General features: G+C 68.7%; 19 protein-coding genes. 14 read left to right on the top strand and 5 right to left on the bottom strand.

The annotated features are described in order from the left end of the window. Positions 1-122: 122 nt before the first annotated feature. Positions 123-1,625: a sulfatase-like hydrolase/transferase gene (locus tag EX88_RS0114830; protein ID WP_031372774.1), complete on the bottom strand. Its 1,503-nt coding sequence runs from the start codon at positions 1,623-1,625 to the stop codon at positions 123-125. A gap of 307 nt (positions 1,626-1,932) precedes the next feature. Here EX88_RS0114830 and EX88_RS0114825 point away from each other — a divergent pair, with 307 nt between their 5' ends. Further along, positions 1,933-3,513: a CocE/NonD family hydrolase gene (locus EX88_RS0114825; RefSeq protein WP_031372773.1), complete on the top strand. Its 1,581-nt coding sequence runs from the start codon at positions 1,933-1,935 to the stop codon at positions 3,511-3,513. Positions 3,514-3,726: 213 nt separating this feature from the next. Further along, positions 3,727-4,293 carry a hypothetical protein gene (locus EX88_RS0114820; protein ID WP_031372772.1) on the top strand — a complete coding sequence of 189 codons (567 nt, stop codon included), beginning with the start codon at positions 3,727-3,729 and terminating at the stop codon, positions 4,291-4,293. Positions 4,294-4,377: 84 nt separating this feature from the next. On the opposite strand, the gene EX88_RS0114815 is transcribed toward EX88_RS0114820, so the two are convergent. The 3 genes from EX88_RS0114815 to EX88_RS0114805 are packed head-to-tail and all read right to left on the bottom strand — an operon-like array spanning position 4,378 to position 7,509. Then, positions 4,378-5,628 carry a heme biosynthesis protein HemY gene (locus EX88_RS0114815; RefSeq protein WP_031372771.1) on the bottom strand — a complete coding sequence of 417 codons (1,251 nt, stop codon included), beginning with the start codon at positions 5,626-5,628 and terminating at the stop codon, positions 4,378-4,380. Between the two features lie 57 nt (positions 5,629-5,685). Further along, positions 5,686-6,696, bottom strand: coding sequence for a uroporphyrinogen-III C-methyltransferase (locus EX88_RS0114810; protein WP_051885144.1), 1,011 nt, complete (start codon positions 6,694-6,696; stop codon positions 5,686-5,688). A gap of 48 nt (positions 6,697-6,744) precedes the next feature. After that, positions 6,745-7,509, bottom strand: coding sequence for a uroporphyrinogen-III synthase (locus tag EX88_RS0114805; RefSeq protein WP_235186305.1), 765 nt, complete (start codon positions 7,507-7,509; stop codon positions 6,745-6,747). A 124-nt stretch (positions 7,510-7,633) separates the two neighbouring features. On the opposite strand from EX88_RS0114805, the gene EX88_RS0114800 reads away from it, so the two are divergent. From EX88_RS0114800 to EX88_RS0114775, 6 genes are all read left to right on the top strand, one after another. Then, a complete protein-coding gene (locus EX88_RS0114800) occupies positions 7,634-8,101 on the top strand; it encodes a YiiD C-terminal domain-containing protein (protein ID WP_031372768.1) in 468 nt (155 codons plus the stop codon). A gap of 48 nt (positions 8,102-8,149) precedes the next feature. Then, positions 8,150-8,599, top strand: a complete 450-nt coding sequence (locus EX88_RS0114795; RefSeq protein WP_223621561.1) for a hypothetical protein — start codon at positions 8,150-8,152, stop codon at positions 8,597-8,599. A gap of 192 nt (positions 8,600-8,791) precedes the next feature. Further along, positions 8,792-9,229: a rhodanese-like domain-containing protein gene (locus EX88_RS0114790; RefSeq protein WP_031372766.1), complete on the top strand. Its 438-nt coding sequence runs from the start codon at positions 8,792-8,794 to the stop codon at positions 9,227-9,229. 173 nt (positions 9,230-9,402) lie between these two features. After that, positions 9,403-9,918 carry a protein-export chaperone SecB gene (gene secB / locus EX88_RS0114785; RefSeq protein ID WP_031372765.1) on the top strand — a complete coding sequence of 172 codons (516 nt, stop codon included), beginning with the start codon at positions 9,403-9,405 and terminating at the stop codon, positions 9,916-9,918. A 19-nt stretch (positions 9,919-9,937) separates the two neighbouring features. Next, a complete protein-coding gene (locus EX88_RS0114780) occupies positions 9,938-10,984 on the top strand; it encodes an NAD(P)H-dependent glycerol-3-phosphate dehydrogenase (RefSeq protein ID WP_031372764.1) in 1,047 nt (348 codons plus the stop codon). A 92-nt stretch (positions 10,985-11,076) separates the two neighbouring features. Beyond that, positions 11,077-12,618 (top strand): hypothetical protein, encoded by a 1,542-nt coding sequence (locus EX88_RS0114775; protein WP_031372763.1) that lies wholly within the window; start codon positions 11,077-11,079, stop codon positions 12,616-12,618. A 201-nt stretch (positions 12,619-12,819) separates the two neighbouring features. Here the strand turns inward: EX88_RS0114775 and EX88_RS0114770 are convergent, their stop codons facing one another. Further along, positions 12,820-13,422 (bottom strand): diffusible signal factor-reguated Ax21 faimly protein, encoded by a 603-nt coding sequence (locus tag EX88_RS0114770; protein ID WP_031372762.1) that lies wholly within the window; start codon positions 13,420-13,422, stop codon positions 12,820-12,822. A 365-nt stretch (positions 13,423-13,787) separates the two neighbouring features. Between EX88_RS0114770 and EX88_RS0114765 the strand changes: the two genes are divergently transcribed. The 6 genes from EX88_RS0114765 to EX88_RS0114735 all read left to right on the top strand — a co-directional run bounded on the left by EX88_RS0114765 (position 13,788) and on the right by EX88_RS0114735 (position 21,672). After that, positions 13,788-14,546 carry a 2OG-Fe(II) oxygenase gene (locus EX88_RS0114765; RefSeq protein ID WP_235186303.1) on the top strand — a complete coding sequence of 253 codons (759 nt, stop codon included), beginning with the start codon at positions 13,788-13,790 and terminating at the stop codon, positions 14,544-14,546. A gap of 281 nt (positions 14,547-14,827) precedes the next feature. Next, positions 14,828-15,607 (top strand): peptidoglycan-binding domain-containing protein, encoded by a 780-nt coding sequence (locus EX88_RS0114755; RefSeq protein ID WP_036149027.1) that lies wholly within the window; start codon positions 14,828-14,830, stop codon positions 15,605-15,607. A 203-nt stretch (positions 15,608-15,810) separates the two neighbouring features. Beyond that, positions 15,811-18,054 (top strand): TonB-dependent receptor, encoded by a 2,244-nt coding sequence (locus EX88_RS0114750; protein WP_152566285.1) that lies wholly within the window; start codon positions 15,811-15,813, stop codon positions 18,052-18,054. After that, positions 18,051-18,779 carry an ABC transporter ATP-binding protein gene (locus tag EX88_RS0114745; protein ID WP_031372758.1) on the top strand — a complete coding sequence of 243 codons (729 nt, stop codon included), beginning with the start codon at positions 18,051-18,053 and terminating at the stop codon, positions 18,777-18,779. The genes EX88_RS0114750 and EX88_RS0114745 overlap by 4 nt, the downstream gene beginning before the upstream one ends. Then, positions 18,776-20,179: a DUF3526 domain-containing protein gene (locus tag EX88_RS0114740; protein WP_031372757.1), complete on the top strand. Its 1,404-nt coding sequence runs from the start codon at positions 18,776-18,778 to the stop codon at positions 20,177-20,179. Before EX88_RS0114745 ends, EX88_RS0114740 begins: the two co-directional genes overlap by 4 nt. Then, a complete protein-coding gene (locus tag EX88_RS0114735; RefSeq protein ID WP_152566284.1) occupies positions 20,176-21,672 on the top strand; it encodes a DUF3526 domain-containing protein in 1,497 nt (498 codons plus the stop codon). The genes EX88_RS0114740 and EX88_RS0114735 overlap by 4 nt, the downstream gene beginning before the upstream one ends. Positions 21,673-21,674 lie beyond the last annotated feature (2 nt).

Below are 21,674 nucleotides of genomic sequence, written 5' to 3'. Positions count from 1 at the left end.
CGGCGCCCTCCGGGTCTCCACTTGACCGGTAAAGCGGCAAAGCAGATCAAAATCTCAGCAACAGCAACAGCAACAGCAACAGCAACAGCAACAGCAACAGCAACGGTAAGCGTTTGCGACCATCAAGCCGGCGGCGCACCGCGGCTGGTGCCGGCGATGTATTGCGGCGGCCACACCGAGCTCGGCGGGGTGGTGCCTTTGGCCCGCATCTGCGCCTGCAGTTCGGCCTCGAGTACGAGCTGCTGCATCGCGAAGGCCGGGTTGCCGGCGAGGTTGTCGTTCTGCTGCGGGTCGGCGAGGAGGTCGTACATCTCCCAGTCGCCGCCCTGGCCCGGGTCGGATGCCGATCCATACACCGCATACGTCCACTGCGTCGAGCGGATCGCGCGGATCAGGCTCGGGCCGCCGCCGGCGATGTCGTCGTAGGTGTAGTGCACGTAGTCCTGCACCGAACTGCTGCTGCCGTCGAGCACCGTGCTGAGGTCGGTGCCGACCAGGTCGGCGAATTGCCCGCTCACCCCGAGCAAGCTGGCCAGGGTCGGCAACAGGTCGACCGAGCTCGCCAGGGCCTGGGTGGTCTGCGCCTGCGGCCAGGCGACCGGGTTGGAGAACAGCAGCGGTACATGGATCGCTTCGTCGTAGGCGTTGACGAATTTCTCGACCATGCCGTGCGACAGGCCGAGTTCGCCGTGGTCGGCGAAGCGCACGATCAGGCTCTGCTCGATCAAGTCGCTGCCCATCGCATCGAGCACCTGCTGGATCTGCGAATCGACGTATTCGACCAGATACGCATAGAAGTCGACGAAATCCTGTTGATTGGCCTGTCCCTCGCTCATCTGGCCCCAGGTGAAGCTCGACTGCGCGCGCGGCTTGGTCGACAGATCTTCGTCGGCATTGGTGGGGATCGGCGCATCGGCGAGGCTGTAGGTCGCCTGGTCGTAAAAGGTCGAGGCCTCGTTCAAATAGCCCAGGTGCGCGTCGTGCGGATTGACCAGCGACACCACCAGGCAGAACGGACTCGCCGGCGGCGCTTGCAGGAAGGCGCGGGCGTCGGCGACGTAGCGTTGATCGTTCTGGTTCGGTTGCACCGGCTGGCCCGGCGGTTGCAGCGGCTGCAAAGGGATCAGGGTGCCGCCGCCGAGGAAGGTGGTGCCGAGGTTGAGTCCGGCATCGTTCGGGTCCCAGCTCTGGAAACCCCAGGGCTGTAGATCGGTGCTCAGCGAGCCGGGTTCTTCGCCGCCGAGCAGATGCCATTTGCCGATCCAGTAGCAGTCGTAGCCGGCGGCCTTCAGCACGGTGGCCAGGTTCGGTACGCCGTTAGGGAAGTGCGGCGGCAGCGGCACGTCGGGCTGCGGCAGGGCCTGCCCGCCGGTGGTGGTGCAGCCGGTGCGCGCCGGGTACTGGCTGGTCAAAAAAGTCGCGCGGCTCGGCGAGCACATGCAGGCGCCGGTGAAGGCGTTGGCGAACTCGATGCCGTTGGCGGCGAGCTGACGCATCGCCGGCATCTTCGCTGCGAGCGTCGGCTGATAGGTCGCTGGCCACTGCAGCAGGCTACGTTCCTGGTCGGTGACGATCAGGATCAGATTCGGTTTGTTGCCGTTCGAGAACAGATCGCTCAGGGCCATGACGGTCGCTCCGTGAAGTGCAAGCTCAAACGCGCGATGCCCCGCGCTCAGGCCGGCGCACGCCGCGGCGCGATATCAAGCCGTGATCGTGGTCACGCCATGGCGGCACTCGGCGCCGGGTTGCGGCTCGATGGGCGCCGGGAACCGCATCGATCGGGCGGTTCCGTGACCGGTGTCGCCTGGGTTCACGAAAGTCGGTTTGCGGGTGCTAGCCCGGCGTCCATGCGCGGTGGTACGGTCGTGGCGCAACAAACCATACGCAAACGTATCCAATCGTGCTGGTCGATCCTTGGGAGGGGATGAACTCATGCGCAGAATCTGGTCGTGGTTCGTGTCGTGTTTGGCCCTGTTCGTCGTCGCCCTGCCGGTCGTGGCGGGCGGATTCACAGGCAGTTACCAGCGCATTCCGGGCTGGGATGGGGCCGAGATGGGCGCCTTCGTGATGGTGCCCAAGGACCAGGGACCGGGTCCGTTTCCGCTCGTGGTGATGCCGGCCAGCTGGGCCGTGCCGAACCTGGAGTACGTCGGCCGCGGCGGCATCCTCGCCAGCCAGGGCTATATCGTCGTCAGCTACACCTCGCGCGGGTTCTGGGATTCGGCCGGGCAGATCGACATCGCCGGGCCCGGCACGGTCGAGGACGTCAGCTCGGTCATCGATTGGGCGCTCGCGCACACGCCGTCGAATCCGGCGCGGATCGGCGCCAGCGGCATTTCCTACGGCGCCGGCATCAGCCTGCTCGCGGCCGAGCGCGATCCGCGCATCAAGGCGGTCGCGGCGCTGAGCGGTTGGGCCGACCTGGAAGCCTCGCTGTATGCCAATCGCACCGTCAGCCAGCAGGGCGCGGCCTTGTTGGTGGTGGCCGGCAGCCTCACCGGCCGGCCCGGTCCGGAGTTGGCCCAGGCCACCGCGCGCATGGCGTTCGGCGACTTCGAGGGCGCGGTCAACGGCCTGCTGCCGGTGATTCCGCAACGCAGCCCGGTCACCGAGGCGGCGGCCTTGAACCGCAACGGCACCGCGGTGCTGCTCGCCAACGCCTTCAACGACAGCCTGTTCACCCCGGGGCAGTACATCGATTTCTACAACGGCCTGAGCGGGCCGAAGCAATTGCTGTTCAGTCATGGCGACCACGCCACGGTCGAAGCGCCCGGCGCGCTCGGCCTGCCGAACGAGATCTACGACGCGGTCGGCCGTTGGTTCGATCGTCACCTCAAAGGCCTGGCCAACGGCGTCGACAGCGAATCGCCGGTGCGCCTGAAATCGCAGGACGGCGACTGGCGCGGTTACGCCGACTGGAACGCGGTGCAACGCGGCGCGACCGTGTATGCGCTGAGCCGGCCGACGGGCCTGTTGGCGCCGACCGGCGAACTGTCGGGTTCGCCGAGCACCGGCTGGAACCACTCGATCCTCACCGGCCTGCCGACCGTCGCCGACTCCGGCGTGGCCATGCTCAGCGGTTTCCTGCAGTCGCTGCAGATCGCGCCGCAGGCCTCGATCCCGCTGGTGGCGCGTGCCGGCGCCGGGGTGTGGTCGTCGCCGACCTACTGGACCGGCAAGCAGCTCAGCGGCATGCCGCAGTTGCATGTCACGGTCACGCCGACCCAGACCGACGTCAGCTTGTTCGCCTATCTGTACAGCGTCGACCTGCTCGGCAACGGCACGCTGTTGAGCCACAAACCGTACTCGCTGCGCGGGGCGACGCCGGGCGTGGCGAAGACGATCGACCTGCGCATGGAAGCGACCAGCTGGGACATCCCGGCCGGCCGCAAGCTGGTGCTGGTGGTCGACACCGTGGACCCGCGTTACACCGCGGCGACGCGCATCGGCGGCTCGGTCAGCTTCAGCTCGCCGGCCTCGAACCCCTCGACCCTGACGGTGCCGTTGCGCTGACTCTCGGCGCCACCGCAGCTCGCGACAACGGCGCCCCAGGGCGCCGTTGTCGTGTCGGCGCCGCGCTTGCGTTGCGCCCGCGCCCGGCTAGGATGAGCTGCGAAGGAATCGGCAGGCACTACAACGGCGAGTGCGCGGCGCCGCTGCGATCCGCGCCGTCGCGCCGGCGACGCGCCAAACGATTACGAAATCGGGGATGCGACAGGGGACGCGATGTCGAGCTTCAATCCGTACGAGGCGCCGAAGAGCGCGCTGATCCATTCGCCTCGCGACGCCGGCGAACAGGCCGGTCCGTGGCGCGACGGCAAGGACCTGGTGGCCCAGCGCAGCAGCGAGCTGCCGGCGCGTTGCGTCAAATGCAATGCCGAGGCGACGGCGCCCAAGCTGCTGCAGCGCTATTACTGGCATCACCGCGGCTGGCACCTGCTGATCCTGTTCAACCTGTTGATCTATGTGATCGTAAAGGTCGCGATCCGGAAGAGCGCGCGTCTGAACGTCGGGGTCTGCGCCGTGCATGCGCGCAAGCGCTTGGTCGCGATGTGGGCGGCGGCGTTGTTGCTGGCGGCCAGCGTCGCGACCTTGCTCGTCGCGATGAGCGGGCAACTTGGCGGCGCGGCTTATCTGGCGAGCCTGGCTCTGTTGATCGCCGCGATCGCGGTCGGCCTGGTCAAGGCGAGGTTGCTGTACCCCAAGCGGATCAGCGAACGTTATGCGCGCTATGCCGGATGCGGCGACGAGTTCCTCGCCACGTTGCCGAGCTTCGGCGACAGCGATCGTTGAGCGTCGGCGTCGATCCGGGCGCATTCGGGCAAGGCATAAAAAAAGGGCCGCTTCGAAGGCGGCCGTTTTCGTCGGGGGCGAGACTCAACCGCGCAAACGCGGCATGCCGTGTTCGTCGCGCTCTTCGATCACCGCCTCGTCGAAGATCTTCTGGCGCAGGTCGCGGCCGGGCAACTCGGTGGCGGCTTCGCCGCGCGCCGCGCGCAATGCGTTGACGTAACTCAGGCGGGCGCGGTTCTCGTCGCCGGCCTGGGCGTAGCCGTGGCCGAGCTCTTCCCAGGCTTCGCTGTTCGCGCCCTGGGCGAGCGCGCGGTGCAGATAGCCTTCGGCCTGCGGCCACTGGCCTTGGGCGCGGCTGATCCGGGCCAGGCTGACCAGCAGGCCCGGGCTGCCCGAATGCGCCTGCAGCCAACGCTCGGCATTGGCGCGGCGCGCCTCTAGGCGGCCGATCGGCAGGCGGCCGTACAAGGCCGCCAGCGATTCGTCCCAACGCGTGTCGAGCGCCTGTTCGAGGCTCTTGGCCGCGGCTTCTTCCCAGCGCAGCGCGGCCGCGCGTTCGGCATAAGCGGCGACCGTGGCCGGCTCGCTCTTCAGCGGCTTCGGCAGGGTTTCCCAATGGTCGGCGAGGACGTTGGCATCGGCGGCTTCGCGCAGCGCCGCTTCGGCCCAGGCGGCTTCGAGCTCGGCGAGGCGTTCGGCCGGCCACACGTTGTGCTGACGCAGTGCGCCGAGCAGGCCGTAAGCCTCGCCGGCGCGGCCGAGTGCGGCCAGGGCCTGCGCGCGCAAGGCCAGGCCGCGCGGCGGCAGCGGTTGCACGTTGGCGGCGTCGAGCGCAGCGAGCGCATCGCCGGCGCGGTCTTCGGCCAGGGCGAGGTCGGCGACGGCGAGCGCGCGCGCGACCGGGTAATCGACGGCGAGCGCATCGAGATGGCGGCTCGCGGCGGCGGCGTCGCCGCGCGCGCTGGCCGAGCGTGCGGCGGCGACTTCGGCGATCGCGGCCACGTCGCGGCTGCGCGCGGCCTGGCCGAGCGATTTCTCGGCGCGGGCCCAATGGCCCTGGTGCAGCGCTTCGAGACCGTCGATGAGGCGTGCGCGTGCCTGCTTCTTGCGATGCCGGCGCATCGCCACGAACGGCAGGCTGATCACTTTCCACACCAGCCACAGTGCGAGCAGGCCGCCGATCAGGATCAGCAAGGCCTTCGGCAGGTTGGTGACGTAGTCGATGCCGCCGTAGGTGACCACGACGTGGCCGGGGTCCTGCACCAGCAACTGCGCGACGAGCGCGCCGACCAGGGCCAGGACGATCCAGAACAACAGATTGCGGAACAGATTCATGTGCGGCACCTCCTTATCGCGCCAGCTTCCTGATCGGGTGTCGGCGGCCCGGCCGGTTCATTGGGCCGTGCGCAACTGGCGCAACTGCTGCAGTGTCGTGCCCAGGGTAGGAACCGACAGTGAAAGCGGCAGCGCGGCCAGTTCGCGCAACTGCGCGAGTTGGCGGTTTTGGGCCGGCGAAGGCGCCGACAGGCGCAGCACCCAGCTTTCGGCACGCTTGAGCGCGGTGCGATAGCCGTCGGCGTCGCGCCGTTCGGCGGCGGCGCGCGCCAGCGAGATTTCCAGTTGCAGGCCGGCGAGCGCGGCGGCGCGGTCGCTGGGGTGGGTGGCGACGGTGCGGTCGACCGGGCGGGTCTCGATCAGGGTGCCGAAGGCGCGGCGCCACCACGGCGCCAGCGCCGGCGCCGCTGCGCTCGGGCGCTCCGGCGGCAGGCTCAGGTTCTGCGCCAACGCATCCAGCTTGGCCATCGCCTGCACGCGCGGTTCGATGCCGAGCTCCTTGAGCGCGGCGGTTTCCTGCAGCAGGGTCTGGCGCAGGCTGAGATAGGCCGGGTCGTCGACGCCGTCGAGGACGCCGCCGGCCAGCGCATAGGCGCGGCGTGCGCCTTCCAGGTCGCCGGCGATCTGCAGGCGCTGCTGGCCCAGGGTCAGCAGCAGTTCGGTCTCGTCCAGGCGCATGGCCTGGGCGCCGTGGCGGTCGGGATCGGCGAGCTTGGAGACGCTGTCCTCGATCAGGGCGGCGCGCTGGCCGATGCCGTGCAACTCGTCGCGCAGCACCCGGTTGGTGGTGTCGGCCTGGGCGATGCGGCGGTTTTGCGCTTCCTGGTTGGTGCGGATCGTGTCCAGGCGCTCGCCGAGCGCTTCCAGGCGCTGGCCGGCATCGGCTTCGGCGGCGCGGTCTTGTGCCTGCCGGTTCTGCCATTGCTGCCAGCCGTACCAGGCGCCGCCGCCGGCGATCAGCAGCACGATGAGCAGCCAGAGCCAGCCGTTGGAACCGCGACGCGGCGTCGGCGATGCGGGAGCGGGGGATGCGGGAGTCGTGGACACGGTATCGAGGGGGGTGTTCATGGCCCGGCCATGCTACCGGATCGGTGCATCAAGACTGCCTTGACGCGATCAGCAGGCCGGCGGCGGCCGCTCGGGGGCGTCGCCGCCGGCGAGCGCGGCGCAGCCGGCCAGCAGGTCCTGCGCGCGCGGCCCGGCGGCCACCTCGACCTCGGCGAAGCCGAGGCCGCGCGCGAGCTCGGCCAGACGCGCGCTGGCGGCGCTGACGCGTGCCCGGCGCAGACGCGCGCCGGCGGCTTCGGGCAATTGCGCGAGCACGCGTTCGAGCGCTTCGCCGCTCGACAGCGCCAACCACAGCGGGCCGTCGAAGCCGAGCAGTCGCGCGATTTCGAAGCGCGACGGCGCGGCCGGTTCGCGCACGTAGATGTCGGCGCGCAGCACGCGCGCGCCGCGCGCCTGCAAGGCCGGCGCGAGCACGCCGCGCCCGCCCGCCGCAGTCAGCAAACCGAATGCTTCGTTATCGAAATGTTGCAGTTCCGCTAACGCGAGCAGACCTTCGCTGTCCATGCGACGCGGCCACAGCACTTCGGCGATGCCGATTTCGTTCAACACCGCGGCGGTGCCTGCGCCGACGGCGTACCAACGCTGGCCGGCGCGCGTGCTCAACGACGGTTGCAGATCGCGCAACGCGCGCGCTGCGGCGGGACTGGTGACGAGTACGTGCGGCGCCGCCAACGCATCCGATAACGCACGCCGGGATGCCGAATCGTCCTGCGTGCGCACCGACCACGGCGAAAGCTCGATCAATCCGCCGCCGTACTGTGCGGCGATACGACGAAGTTCTTCGTGATCGCCGCTCGGACGCAGTGAGATCACGTACCATCCCGGCGGTTGTCGCAGCTCGCGGCTCATGCGAACAGCTTCGCACAGCGCTGCCGATCGCGGCACTCGCCGGTGGCCGCCGTCTCCGGCGCGACACTCAATACTCCCCCGAACTGCAATGCCTTCGATGACTTCCGACGCCGCTCTGCAACGCCTTCATCAGCACTACCAATCGATGCCGCCGGTCGCGGCCATGCAGGTCAACATCGCCGGTTACGACGGCTCGCGCCTGCGCCTGCACGCGCCGCTGTCGCAACACGTCAACGACAAGGGCTGCGCCTTCGGCGGCAGTCTGGCCTCGATGATGACCCTGGCCTCCTGGGGCGTGATGTCGCTCGGCATCGAACAGGCCGGCCTCAAGGCCGAGGTGTTCGTCGCCGACAGCCAGACCCGCTACCTCGCGCCGCTGTTCGCCGACCTGGACGTGCACGCCGAGCTCGCCCCGGGCGCCGACTGGGGCAGCTTCCTGACCACCCTGCGCGAGCGCCGTCGCGCCCGCACCTCGCTGATCGCGCGCGCGCTGCTGCCCGAAGGCGGGATCGCGACCGAGTTCACGGCGCGCTACGTGGCCATCGCTAAGCCCTGACGCGAACGGTAGGATGCACGCCGAACGTCCTTTCCGCCGGAGTCCGCGATGCGCCCGCTTTCGAACAGCTCGCTCCTGATGCGCTTGTTGCAGCTCGCCCTGATGTTGTCGTGCGTGCTCGCGCTCGGCGGTTGCCAGACCACCGGCACCCAGAACAACAAGATCGGCGAGACCCAGTACGCCTATTCGGCGGCGATCCGCTGGGGCGACTTCGAGGGTGCGGTCAACCTGATCGAGCCCAAGCTGCGCAAGCAACTGGCGCCGACGACGATGCAACTGGAGCGCTACAAGCAGATCCAGGTCTCCTCCTACCGCGACGTCGGCACCGAGATGGACAAGGAAAAGGGCACCGCGGTGCGCCTGATCGACATCGGCGTGATCAACCGCCACACCCTGGCCGAGCGCACCGTGCGCTACACCGAGGCCTGGACCTGGGACCCGGAAGCCAAGACCTGGTGGCTGGTCAGCGGCCTGCCGGACTTCTGGGCCGGCCAGTAACCGCTCCGGGCCGCCCGGCATGGGCGGCCCCGCTCGCACCGCCCCGCTCGGACTGCCCCGCTCAGAGCGCCCGCTCCGAACGCGCTTTTGCGCCGCCGCGCGCGCTGGGCGACAATCGCCGCCCGTTCGGGCCTCTGCGAGTCCGACTTCGTGAGCCCGACCTTGTGAGCCCGATCCTGTGAGCATGACCCCGTGAGTCTTGAAGAACTGCTGGCGTTCGCCGGCCGCCACCTGTACCTGTCGCTGGGCTTCGCCGGCCTGACCCTGGCCATCGTCTACACCGAGATCGCGCGCCTGTTCCGCGGCTACAAGGCCCTGCGCCCGGCCGAGCTGACCGCACTGATCAACCGCGACAACGCCCTGGTCATCGACCTGTCGGCCAGCACCGAGTTCGAGAAAGGCCACATCCCGGGCAGCCGTTCGGTCCAGCCGAGCCAGTTCGACCCGGAGAGCAAGCTGCTCGCCAATGCCAAGGCGCTGCCGGTCGTGGCGGTGTGCCGCACCGGCCAGGCCTCGGCCGACGCCGCCAAGCGCCTGAAGAAGGCCGGCTTCGAGCAGGTCTATTGGCTCGACGGCGGCATCCAGGCTTGGCAACAGGCCGAACTGCCCTTGATCAAGGGCCGCGGCTGAGCCCTGCGGCGGGGCCGCGACGCTGTCGCGCCACCGCCACGGGCGCCGCCTAGACTGCGCCTCGTCCACCCTCGATAGCCGCCGTGCGTGATCCCGGTCCGGGTGTTTGGTCCCGGTCCGCGCGAGCGGGCATAATCGACCTCTTTTCTGAATTCCGCTGGGGAGTCACCCGAATGTCCGAAGAAAACGTCAACGGCGCCACCGCGCCGGCCGAAGCCGCAACCGGCCCCGCGTTCACCGTCGAGAAGATCTACGTAAAGGACGTCTCCTTCGAGGTGCCCGGCGCTCCGGCCGTGTTCGCCGAAGCCGCGCAGCCGCAGCTGCAGCTGAACCTGTCGCAGAACGTGCAGCGCGTCGGCGAGAACGCCTTCGAGGTCGTCCTCGGCATCACCCTGACCTGCACCGCCAACGACAAGCCGATGTACCTGGCCGAAGTGAAGCAGGCCGGCGTGTTCGGCCTGATCGGCTTCGACGCGGCGACCCTCGACGCGATGCTCGGCACCCACTGCCCGAACGTGCTCTACCCGTACGCGCGCCAGTTGGTCAGCGACCTGATCCAGGCCGGCGGCTTCCCGCCGTTCTTCCTGCAGCCGATCAACTTCGACGCCCTGTACGCCGAAGGCGTGCGTCAGCGCGGCGCCCAGTCCGAAGGCGGCCTGGCCGACGCGGAAACCGCTGGCAACGCCTGAGCCACGGCTCGCCTCGCGCATGACCCACGATCCGTCGCCGGCCGCTGCGCCGAAACCGCGCGTGGCGGTGCTCGGTGCCGGTTCCTGGGGCACCGCGCTCGCCGCGCTGATCGCCCGGCACGGTCATCCGACCGTGCTGTGGGGCCGCGACGCCGACGGCGCCGCGGCCATCGATACGCGGCATGAAAACCCGCGCTACCTGCCCGGCATCGCCTTGCCGGACTCCCTGCGCGCGACCACCGACCTGGCCCTCGCCCTGCGCGACGCCGACCTGGTCCTGGTGGTGGTGCCCTCGCACGCCTTCGCCGAAACCCTGCGCGAGCTCGCCCCGCACCGTCCCGCGCATGCGGGCGTGGCCTGGGCGACCAAGGGCTTCGAGCCCGGCAGCGGCCGGTTCCTGCACGAAGTCGCCGGCGAAGTGCTCGGCGACGACGTGCCGTTGGCGGTGGTGACCGGGCCTTCGTTCGCGAAGGAAGTCGCGCAAGGCCTGCCGACCGCGCTGACCGTGCACTCCGACGATGCCGCCTTCGCCCAGAGCGTGGCCGATGCCCTGCACGGGCCGGCGTTCCGCGCCTATACCGGCGACGACATGCTCGGCGCCGAACTCGGCGGCGCGATGAAGAACGTGCTCGCGGTCGCCACCGGCGTCGCCGACGGCATGCAGCTCGGCCTCAACGCGCGCGCCGGCCTGATCACCCGCGGCCTCAACGAAATGCTGCGCCTCAACCAGGCCATCGGCGGCCAGCCCGAGACCCTGATGGGCCTGGCCGGCCTCGGCGACCTGGTGCTGACCTGCACCGGCGATCTGTCGCGCAACCGCCGCCTGGGCCTGGCCCTCGGCCGCGGCCAGTCGATCGAAGACGCGGTGCGCGAGATCGGCCAGGTCGTCGAATCGGTGCAGACCGCCGACGAAGTGATGCGCCAGGCCGAACGGCACGGCGTCGAACTGCCGATCTCCAGCGCGGTGCGCGCCGTGCTGCACGGCGAGATCACTCCGGCCGACGGTCTGCGCAAGCTGCTCTCGCGCGAGCAGAAACCCGAATACCCGACCGACCTGTTCGGTTGAGTCGCAACGCCGGCGCTGCTGCCGGCGTCGCTGCGTCCGCCGCGACTATCGCGGCCACCCACCCCCTCGAAACCCTCGGGAAAGGAACTCCTATGCGTCGTACGCGGGCCGTCTGGCCGCTCGTGCTCTCCCTGTTGTCGTTGCCGGCCTTCGCCGCGCCGCCGCCCTGCGGCAGCTATGTGACCGACGACTCCCCCGATCGCCTGATCTTCGACGGCAGCCGCGTCGAGCTGCGCGACGAGGAAGGTTTCCTTTCCGAGTTCTCGCCCTACGCCTACCGCGTCGAAGGCGACACCTTGTGGGTGCGCTCCGCCGACAGCAATGTGCTCAAGACCTACAAGATCGAAAGCGACGGCCGTCTGATCCAGCAGGCCGACCGCTTCGACAAGGGCGGCGAGGTCTACCGGCAGGTCGCCAAGGCGCAGTGCCAGCCGGCGGGCACCCAGGTCGTGGCGGTCGCGCCCCTCGAAGGCAAGCAACACCGCGACGACCAGCAAGATTGCGCGCTCGGCGACGTCCAGTCCTGCGTCGCGGTCATCGATTTCGGCCACACCCTCGCGCCGGCGCAAAGCGCGGCGAAACTGGAAACCTACTGCCGCCGCGACCGCAGCCCCTACGCCTGCAAGCAATGGGTCAAGTCGCTGAGCGCCGAGGAAGCGGGCGCGCCGATATACATGTTCCGCACCCAGCGTGTGTCCGAGGCCGGCCTGGCCGCGTTGCGGGTGTCTTGCCGCGACATCGGCGACGGCAAGGCCTGCGTCTCGCTGGCCGACCAGCAATGGCTGGCCGGGCGCTATGCCGATGCGCGCGACAGCTTCGCCTTCGCCTGCGACGGCAAGCTGTCCAAGGACGCCTGCAAGCGCGTCCAAGAGCTGAGGGGACTGAGCTTACGCAACGATGCGCCGCGCCAGCCGCCGCGTCAGCCGTGCGGCAGCTACGTCCTTCCCGATTCCGAAACGAGCCTATTCGGCGTGTTCCGTTTCACCGATGGGCAGGGCGCGAGCATGTCGGAAGAAGGCGAAGCCGACATGCGCTATCGCCTGCGCGAAGACGAAGTGCTGGTGCGCCACGACAAGGGCGACGATTTCGTGCTGCGCTGGTTCGATGCCGACACCCTCATCGGCATGGACGAGTGGACCCGCTACAAGGCGTATCGGCGCACCGAGCCCGCGCAGTGCGAGGCCATCGCCATGCCGGTGGCCGGCAAGCGCCTCAGGGAAACGCCGTACAAGGTCGACCACTGTGCCTTGACCGATCCGGGCGGCGCCGCGGCCTGTTGCGCGAAGGGTTCGATGTCGGCCTGCATGGGCGAGGGCCACATGGCCGCGCTCAACAACAACTGGGCCGTGGCCGCGCGTTCTTACGACAAGGTCTGCGCGATGCACGTGCGCGAAGGCTGCGGCAATCTCGTCGCTGCCTACCACAACACCGGCGACGACAAACTGCTCGCCGGCATCCGCAAGGTTTGCGCGGACACCCCCGACTCGGTGGCTTGCGAAGAACTGCAGCTGGCGAGCCCGCAGCAGGTCGAAGAGAAGCGCCTGGAGCGCGAGATGGCGCAGGAGCTGCAGAAGCTGCTGCAGGAAGGCGCGAAAGACGGCGAATCGCAGGACGCGCCCGAAGGCGAGCGCTGAGCGCGAGGCCCGGTCTGCCGAGGTTCGTTATCGGCGGGCCCTGGCGCCGTCGCTACGAAGCGAGTCAGCCCAGCGGCTTCGCCGATCCGAACCCCGGACAAAAAAAGAGCCCGGCCTTTCGGCCGGGCTCGATCGCGACGTTTCGGGGGAGAGAGAGAACGGATCGCGGTGTTGCGGAATACTTATCGGTAGCGCTTTCTATCAGAAGCTGAAGCGCGGGCCGATGAAGAATTCCTTTTCGCCGCCGTCGAGGAACTTGGCGTCGGCGGTGATGCCCCAGTTCTGGTTGAACTTCACCAAGGTACCGACACGGCCGTAGAACTTGCCGTCGTAGGACTTGTCGTAGTCCTGGTAGCCGGCGAAGGCATAGCCTTCCCAGTTCGGCGTCAGGGTGCCGTTGACGCCCACTTCGACGCTGCCGCCCTTGAGCTTGTAGTCGCCGAACGAGTCGAAGTCGGACTTGTTGTGCTCATAAGCCAGGCGGGTCACGAGGTCGACGCGCTTGCTCAGCTCGTGGTTGTAGCCCACGCCCACGCGCAGATGATCGACGTCGTAGCCGGGAACGCGGAAGGTGCCGAAGTTGTACGAATCGGTCTTCTGCTGGCTGTAGCTGCCGAAGACGTGGAAGTTCGGGTGGAACGCGTACGAACCGCCGATGGCCCAGCCGTCGGAGTCGGTGTACTTGGTTTCGCCGTCGGTCTTGGCGTAACCGGCCTGTGCGTAGTTGTAGGACACGCCTTCGGCCGCGGAAGCTGCGAACGGCAGGGCGGCGGCGAGGGTGAGGGCAAGCAATGCACGCTTCATAAGGTCTAAGCCTCTTTATTGGTTTTATTCCGAATCCTCGCGCCTCGGAGTAAGGCGTCCGTGTGGATTCGGTGTGCGCAGTATCGGCATCGCGCTTCAATCGAACCTGAATTTTGTGTGCCTTTTTACAGGAACTAAACGTTCTGCTTACGGTACTTGGACATTTACCTAGGCCTTAAGTCATGGTTTTTTCCGCTCGGTTCAGCGAATGACGAGGCAATCTTGCCCGCGGCTGAATGTCTTGTTTCGCCGTATTCGGCAAAGCCGCGCGAATCGATCGGAGTGAAATGCAAGGAACGGATATCGCCGGACCCGATCGCGGCCCGAACATGAGCGGACCTGGTTTGTTCCGCGAGCGCCGACCCATGACGTTTGTCACCGATCACCCCTTACGCCCGATGCCGTCGGACGAATTCCTGGCGCTTGACGAACGCATCGGAGCGCAGGACTGGGGCGCCATCGCCGCCGCGTTGGATGGCGGCGGTCATGCGCTGATGCGGCAGTTGCTGACGCGCGAGGAGTGCGACGCCATCGCCGGCGCTTACCACGATGAGGCCCGTTACCGCAGTCGCGTGGTCATGGCCCGGCATGGTTTCGGGCGCGGCGAATACCGTTATTTCCGCTATCCCTTGCCCGATCTCGTGCAAGGTTTGCGCGGCGCCCTGTATCCGCGGCTCGCGCCGATCGCCGAGCGCTGGAACCAGGCCATGGGCATCGCTGTGAGCTACCCGCCGCGGCTGCAGGACTTTCTCGCGCGCTGCCATGCTGCGGGCCAGACCCGGCCGACGCCGCTGCTGCTGCGTTACGCGAGCGGCGACTACAACTGCCTGCACCAGGATCTGTACGGCGAGCATGTGTTCCCCTTGCAGGCGGCGATCCTGCTGTCGCAGCCGGGACGCGATTTCGAAGGCGGCGAGTTCGTGTTGACCGAGCAGCGCCCGCGCATGCAGTCGCGGGTCGAGGTGGTGCCGCTGCAGCAGGGCGACGCGGTGGTGTTCGCGGTCAACCAACGGCCGGTGCGCGGCGCGCGCGGCCATTACCGCGTGGCGATGCGTCACGGCGTCAGCCGCCTGCATTCGGGACAGCGGCATACCCTGGGCGTGATCTTCCACGACGCGAGCTGAGCCGAGGTCGCGGCGATAACGTCGAGGCGTGCCGGGCACGGCCAGCGTTGGCGCCGTCGACGGCGCCGGCGACGCCAGGTTACGGCGGCCAGCGCCGGTGTTTCATGCATGAACGACTCGGACGTGACCGTGTTCGCGCGGCCACGGCGTTGGCTATGGAGTCGCGGCCCATGCGCCGCGACGACGCGACGATGGCCGATCGCGGTGCGCGCCTGGCGGCACGCGCCGACGCCGGAGGCTTCGCGCGTCCATGGACGTAGTCGCCGTCAGGGAGTCAGGTCATGGCATTGCACGAACAAGCGTATATCCGTCGCGAACTGGAGTTTCCGGGGGCCTTGAGCAATGGCGCGAGCGGGGCGGGCGCAAGACGGGTCCAGGAATGGCTGGGGTTTCACGGCAACGGCACGCCGATCGACGGCAAGTTCGGTCCGGCCACCAACCGCGCTATCGAGGCCTTCGCCGCACGCAAGCATCTGAGTTACGCCGGCATCTTGACCCACGAGGTGTGGGCGGCGCTGACCGAGCCGATGGCGCGCGTGGTCGGTTTGCCGGCGAAGGCGCCGAACAAGTCGTATCCGCAACTCGTGCGTTGGTTCGCCGAGCAGCACTTGGCCGAGCATCCGGTCGAACTCGGCGGCGCCAACCGTGGGCCGTGGGTACGCATGTACATGAAGGGCAGCGAGGGCGAAGCCATGCTCTGGTGCGCCGGCTTCGTCAGCTTCGTCATGCAGCAGGCCGCCGAGAAGGCCGGCCGCGCCGCGCCGATCGCCGGCAGCTTCGGCTGCGACGAACTCGCGCGCCAGGCGAAGGCGGCGGGGCGTTTCGTCGCCGGCAAGAACGTTGCCCATAACGGCGGTTTCGGCGCGCTCGGCGCTTGCGGCATCTTCCTGGTGCGCAAGACCTCGAGCGACTGGATCCACACCGGTTTCGCCTTCGACGGCGGCGAGGAAAGCTTCCTCAGCATCGAAGGCAACACCGACCACAAGGGTTCGGCGAACGGCTTCGAGGTCGCGCGCCGCACCCGCCGCACCGCCGCCAACGATTTCATCCGCCTCGCTTAAGCGGGGCGCTGCCCCGCCGCCGCGCCGTCTTCCCGCGTTCCGCCCGCCGAACGGGCGGAGCGTCCTGGTTCCGTTTTCGCCCGTCCCCGCCAGACGAAATGTTGGCGGGGCGTATTGACGCGCCCTTCACCTCGACTTACATTGCCTCGTCAATGAAATGATATATCGTTTCATTTCACGCAAGGCATGGGGCGAGGATCACAGTGAGCGCAGGCAAGCAGGGCAGCCGGGCAGGTGCGGCGTACTTCGGGCGGATGACGCTCGCATCGGCTTTGGCATCGGTGACGTTGGCGTCGCCGGCGGCGGCACAGGAGGCCGCCGGCGGCGCGGCGGCGACCCTGCTCGACACGGTCACCGTCGAGGGCCGGCGCGCCGCCACCGCGCCGCTCGACACCGCCAACGCCACCGGTTCGCGGCTCGGCCTGACCGCGCGCGAGACCCCGGCGATGGTCGAAGTGCTGAGCCAGGACGCGATCCAGGCCCGCGGCCTGCGCGGCAGCGTCGATGCGCTCAACGCCGCGCCCGGCGTATTGGCCGGGCAGTTGCCGTCGTCGCCGGGCATGACCTCGATGCGCGGGTTCACCGGCGGCGCCATCGCCTTGCTCTACGACGGCGTGCGCCAGACCGCGGCGCCGTTGGTCACGCGCGACTTCGACAGTTGGAGCTTCGAGCGCATCGAAGTGCTCAAGGGCCCGGCCTCGGTGCTGTACGGCGAGGGCGGGCTGGCCGGCGCGATCAACCTGGTGCCGAAGCGGCCGCAGCTCGGCGACAGTGCTGTGGATGCCCGCGCTTTCGAAGGCATGGCCGGCTGGGGCAGCTTCGGCAGCCAGCGTTATGCGCTCGACGCGAACATTCCGCTCAGCGATCGCTTCGCCTTGCGCGCGGTGGCCAGCCATCGTCGCAGCGACGGTTATGTCGACGACACCGCCAGTGAGGCGACCTCGGCGACGCTGGCCGCGCGCTGGCGTCCGAGCGACGCGCTCGACATCGATCTGGCCCTGGATCATTACGAAGACGACTACGACACCGCCTACTGGGGCACGCCCCTGCTGCCGCGTGCCATCGCCCGCGAGCCGAGCGGGCTGGTGCGCAGCGGCAGCGACTACGTGCTCGACCGCTCCCTGCGCAAGCGCAACTACAACGTCGACAACGGCGTACAGGACGCACGCAGCGACTGGCTGCGCTCGCGGGTGAGCTGGCAGCTCAGCGACGGTCTGCGTTTCAGCAACGAGTTCGGCTATTACGACGCCAAGCGGCGCTGGCTGAATTCCGAGACCTATACCTATAACCGCCGCAGCGGCCTGCTCGATCGCGGCACCACCCGGATCGAACACGAACATCGCTTCTGGGTGGAACGCGCGACCCTGTTCTCGGAGCACCGCCTGGCCGGGCGTCGCAACCGGGCCTCGGTCGGGGTCGAGTTCAGCGACGGCGACTTCTTCGTCATGCGCCGTTTCGGCACGACCACGGCGGTCGACCCGTTCGCGCCGGTCCGCGGCCGGGTGTCCTTCGACGACGTTGCGCGCAACTTTCCCGGCACCGGCAACCGCGTCGATTTCGACTCGACGACCCGGGTCGCCTCGGTGTTCGCCGAAGACGCGCTCAACCTGAGTCCGCGCTGGTTGCTGCTGGCCGGGCTGCGTTACGACCGCATCGAACTCGAACGCAGCATCCGCGACCTCAACACCGCAGCGCTGACCCGGTTCGAGCGGCGTTACGAACCCTTGTCGTGGCGGCTCGGCACGGTATTCGACCTCAGCCCGAAGACCCAGTTGTTCGCCCAGTACAGCGAGGCGGTCGCGCCGGTCGGCAGCCTGCCGCTGCTGTCGCTGGCCAATTCGCGCTTCGAGCTGACCCACGGCCGCGCCGTCGACGCCGGCATCAAGAGCAGCTTCTGGCAGGACCGCATCGACCTCAGCCTGGGCGGTTACTGGATCGAGCAGGACGACATCGTCACCCGCGATCCGCTCAATGCGAATCTGTCGGTGCAGGGCGGGCGCCAGTCCTCGCGCGGCATCGAACTGTCGGCATCGGCGGCGCTGACCCGCGGCCTGCGTCTGGATGCGAGCTTGGCCGCGCTCGATGCGCGCTTCGACGAACTGCGCGAAGCCGGCGGCGTCGACCGCGCCGGCAACGTGCCGCCGAACGTGCCCGAGCGCGTCGCCAACCTGTACGCGAGCTATCGCTTCGAGGCGATCCCGCTGACCCTCGGCGGCGGCGTGCGTCATGTCGGCGCCTTCTACACCAACAACGCCAACAGCATCCGCGTCGGCGGCCACGACGTCTGGGACGCCTCCGTCGCCTACCGCCTGCCGTTCGGCGAGATCGCCCTGCACGGGCGCAACCTCGGCGATGCCTTCTATGCCGACTGGTCCGGCGGCGCTGCCGACCAATTGGTGATCGCGCCGCCGCGCAGCGTCGAACTGACTTTCCGGGTGAACCTATGAGTCTGCTGGAAACCCGCAGCGACGCGCTGCGCCTGCACGAGGTGCGCAAGGACTTCGGTGCGCGCCATGCGCTAGAAGCCTTGTCGCTGGCGATCGCGCCGGGCGAGGTTTATGCCTTGCTCGGCCCGAACGGCGCCGGCAAGACCACCGCCTTGAACCTGATCCTCGGCTTCCTGGCGCCGGAGGCGGGCCATATCGACGTCGCCGGCACCCGCGTCGACCGCGACCCGCTCGCGGCACGGGCCAAGATCGCCTACCTGCCGGAAACGGTGATGCTGCATCCCACTCTCAACGCGATCGAGAACCTGAGCTATTTCGCCCTGCTCGGCGGGCGCCGTCTCGACGATGCGCAGGCGCGCGCGTTGCTCAGCGAAGCCGGTTTGCAGGAGGAGGCGCACAGTCGCCGCGCCGCCGGATTTTCGAAAGGCATGCGCCAGAAGGTCGGCCTGGCGATCGCCCTGGCCAAGAATGCGCAGTTGTTGCTGCTCGACGAACCCACCTCGGGGCTCGACGCCAGCGCCGCCAACGACCTCTCGCAAGGCGTGCGCGCGGCGGCCAAGCGCGGCATCGCGGTGCTGATGGCGACCCACGATCTGTATCGGGTCAAGGATGTGGCGCATCGGCTCGGCATCCTGCGCGCCGGGCGTCTGCTGGTCGAACGTCATACCGACGAACTGTCGGCGACCGAGATCGAAGCCCTGTATCTGGAGCAGCTCGCCGCATGAGCGCGTCGCTGACCGGTTACGAATGGACGCTGCTGCGTCGCGACCGTCGGGCGTGGTGGGCCTTGCTTTGCCTGGGCGCCTTGGTGTTGCTGGCGTTCGCGGTCAATCTGGATGCGATCGCCACGACCAATGCGGCCAAGAGCGAGATCGGCCGCGCCGAGCGCGCGCGCTGGCTGGGCCAGGGCGAGAAAGACCCGCACTCGGCCGCGCATTACAGCATCTACGCCTTCAAGCCGACGCCGGTGCTGGCCGCGCTCGATCCCGGCGTGGAGCCCTTCGTGGGCCAGGCGGTCTGGCTGGAAGCGCATGTGCAGAACGACATGCTGTACCGGCCGCAAGGCGAGGCCTCGATGCTGCAGCGCGCCGGCCTGGTCAGTCCGGCCGGGCTGCTGATCGGCTTCGCGCCCTTGGTCGCTTTCCTGCTTGCCTTCACCGCGGTGGCGATGGACCGCGAACGCGGCACCTTGCGCTTGGCGCTGGGCGCGGCGATCCGGCCGCGCGCGATCGTGATCAGCAAGGCCTTGGCGATCTGGTCTGCACTCGTGTTGGTCTTGCTGCTGCCGGTGACCGCTGCGACCGCTGCATCGAGCTTCGTCCTGGGCGTGTTCGACCTCGACACCGCCACGCGCCTGGGCTTATGGACGCTGACGATGGCGCTGTATCTGGCCTTGCTGACCGCGGTCGGCATTGCGGTGTCGATGCTCGCCGGCAGTGTGCGCGCGGCGTTGGCGCTGTTGTTCGGTCTGTGGATCGTGTTCGGCCTGGCCTTGCCGCGCTGGGCCAACAGCGCGGTCGACAGCGCGCAGCCGTTGCCGTCGACCCAGGCGGTCAAGCAGCGTTTGCTCGACGAGGCGCCGGCGTTCTGGACCGCCGAGGATGCCAAGGCCAACCAGGCCAAGCTGCTGGCGCAGTACGGCGCGGCGAGCAAGGACGAGTTGCGGGTCGATCTGCGCGGCGCCGAACTCGATCTGAGCGAGCGGCATTCGCATGCGGTGTTCGACCGCGTGCTCGGCGGTTTCTACGACCGCGTCGAAGCGCAGGATCGCGGCTATGCCGTGCTGGGCCTGCTGTCGCCGATGGCGGCGATGCAGAGTCTGTCGCCGGCCCTGGCCGGCAGCGACTTCGTCCATCACCGACGCTTCGTCGATGGCGCCGAACGCTACCGGCGCGAGTTGGTCAATCGCATGAACCAGGACGTGATGGCGCATCCGCTCAACGGCGAGGGGCCGCGTCATACCAACGATGCTTCGCTGTGGGCGCAGATCCCCGAGTTCCGCCATCGCGTGCCGCCGTTGGCGAGCGCCTGGGGCGTGAGCACGCCGGCCTTGCTGGCCTTGCTGGGCTGGTGCGCGGCGGCCTGGGCGGCGTTGGCGCTGGCGGCGCGGAGGATGCGGCCATGAGCGCGACGGTCGACATCGGTTTCGTCGCGTTGTGGCGCTGGGAGCTGCGCCACGTCGGACGTAATCGCTTGCTGTGGATGGTGATCGGCCTGCTCGGCGTGGCGATGCTGTGGGGCGCGCTCAGTGGCGCCGCCCTGCATCGAAGCCAGGACGCGGCGATCGAACGCAGCCGCGCCAGCGATGCGGCCTGGACCGCGCAGATCCGCGAACGCGCGCGCCGCTACGCCGAGCCGGCCGAGAGCGAAGTGCCGTACTGGCAGGACCCGACCGACGCCGCGGGCTTCAGCCGCTATTTCCTGCGTACGCACAGCTACAAGCCGAACCTGCCGTTGTCGCCGCTCGCGGTCGGGGTCAGCGATCTGATGCCCGGGCGCTTGCCGGTCAAGTTGGAAACGCCGTTCGGGGTCGAACCGGTGTACGACTTCGAGAACCCGCGCGGGCTCGGGTTGGGACGTTTCGACCTCGGCTTCGTGCTGGTGTATTTGCTGCCGATCGCGGTGGTGCTGTTGATCGGCTTGCTCGCCACCTTCGAGCGCGACCACGGCATGCTGCGTTTGATCGCCGCGCAACGGGTCGGTCCGCGGACCTGGCTCGGCGCGCGCGTCGCCGCCATCGTCGCCTGGCTCGCGCCGGCGACGATGGTGTTGGCGACTGCCTCACTCCTGGTCGCCGGCGCCGATCTCGCCGCGGCCTGGCCCGAACTGATCGCGTCGGCGGTACTGGTGGTGGCTTACCTGTCGTTCTGGGCCGCGCTGGGATTCGTCGTGGTCTCGGCCTGGCCCAGCGCCGCCGGCGCGATCAGCCTGATGAGCGCGGTGTGGGCGCTGCTCGCGATCGGCCTGCCCCTGTTCGGCAACGCGCTCGCGACCCGGCTCGGCGACGCGCCGTCGCCGGTGGCCTATGTCGATGCGCAACGGCGCGCCAACGACGCCATCGCCGAGCAGCGCGACGCGATCGTGGGCGCGGCCTTCCGCCGCTCTTCCGTACTCGCCGCGGCGACCGAACGCGTGGCCGAGATCGACTACGCCACGCGCATGACCTTCCTGACCCCGGAGCTCGAACGGCGCCTGCTGCCCTTGCGCGAGCGCCAACAGGCCGCACGCGAATGGCGCGGCCGGGTCTCGGACTGGGCCGGCTATCTCGCGCCGCCGTTGGGACTGGAAGAAGCCCTGGCGGTGCTTGCCGGCACCGATGCTACCCGTCATGAACGCTTCGAACAGCAGACCCGCGCATACCAACTGCGCCTGCGCGATTGGTTCTACCCGCGCATCCAAGGGCAAATCGCCGCGCCGACGCCGCGCGCGGTGGCCAATAGCTACGGGCGGATGAACTTCGCCGATTACGACGGCATTCCCGCGTATCTCGGCACCGAGGCGCCAGCGCGCGCGCGGGTCGCCGCGGTGCTGCCGATGATCGGTTGGCTGTGCCTGCTGGCGGGTCTGCTGACCGCACTCGCCTGGCGGCGTTTGCGTCGCTGGCCGACGGAGCTCTGAGC

The organism is Lysobacter antibioticus, from assembly GCF_000731095.1.
Taxonomy (GTDB): Bacteria; Pseudomonadota; Gammaproteobacteria; order Xanthomonadales; family Xanthomonadaceae; genus Lysobacter; species Lysobacter antibioticus_B.
The sequence above is the reverse complement of the archived record's forward strand: the minus strand, read 5'-3'. Positions and strand labels throughout refer to the sequence as shown.

Coding starts and splice junctions, on each gene's coding strand:
- EX88_RS0114830 (WP_031372774.1), bottom strand. CDS start 1,625: ATGGCCCTGAGCGATCTGTTCTCGAACGGCAACAAACCGAATCTGATC.
- EX88_RS0114825 (WP_031372773.1), top strand. CDS start 1,933: ATGCGCAGAATCTGGTCGTGGTTCGTGTCGTGTTTGGCCCTGTTCGTC.
- EX88_RS0114820 (WP_031372772.1), top strand. CDS start 3,727: ATGTCGAGCTTCAATCCGTACGAGGCGCCGAAGAGCGCGCTGATCCAT.
- EX88_RS0114815 (WP_031372771.1), bottom strand. CDS start 5,628: ATGAATCTGTTCCGCAATCTGTTGTTCTGGATCGTCCTGGCCCTGGTC.
- EX88_RS0114810 (WP_051885144.1), bottom strand. CDS start 6,696: ATGAACACCCCCCTCGATACCGTGTCCACGACTCCCGCATCCCCCGCT.
- EX88_RS0114800 (WP_031372768.1), top strand. CDS start 7,634: ATGCCTTCGATGACTTCCGACGCCGCTCTGCAACGCCTTCATCAGCAC.
- EX88_RS0114795 (WP_223621561.1), top strand. CDS start 8,150: ATGCGCCCGCTTTCGAACAGCTCGCTCCTGATGCGCTTGTTGCAGCTC.
- secB (WP_031372765.1), top strand. CDS start 9,403: ATGTCCGAAGAAAACGTCAACGGCGCCACCGCGCCGGCCGAAGCCGCA.
- EX88_RS0114780 (WP_031372764.1), top strand. CDS start 9,938: ATGACCCACGATCCGTCGCCGGCCGCTGCGCCGAAACCGCGCGTGGCG.
- EX88_RS0114775 (WP_031372763.1), top strand. CDS start 11,077: ATGCGTCGTACGCGGGCCGTCTGGCCGCTCGTGCTCTCCCTGTTGTCG.
- EX88_RS0114770 (WP_031372762.1), bottom strand. CDS start 13,422: ATGAAGCGTGCATTGCTTGCCCTCACCCTCGCCGCCGCCCTGCCGTTC.
- EX88_RS0114765 (WP_235186303.1), top strand. CDS start 13,788: ATGACGTTTGTCACCGATCACCCCTTACGCCCGATGCCGTCGGACGAA.
- EX88_RS0114755 (WP_036149027.1), top strand. CDS start 14,828: ATGGCATTGCACGAACAAGCGTATATCCGTCGCGAACTGGAGTTTCCG.
- EX88_RS0114745 (WP_031372758.1), top strand. CDS start 18,051: ATGAGTCTGCTGGAAACCCGCAGCGACGCGCTGCGCCTGCACGAGGTG.
- EX88_RS0114740 (WP_031372757.1), top strand. CDS start 18,776: ATGAGCGCGTCGCTGACCGGTTACGAATGGACGCTGCTGCGTCGCGAC.
- EX88_RS0114735 (WP_152566284.1), top strand. CDS start 20,176: ATGAGCGCGACGGTCGACATCGGTTTCGTCGCGTTGTGGCGCTGGGAG.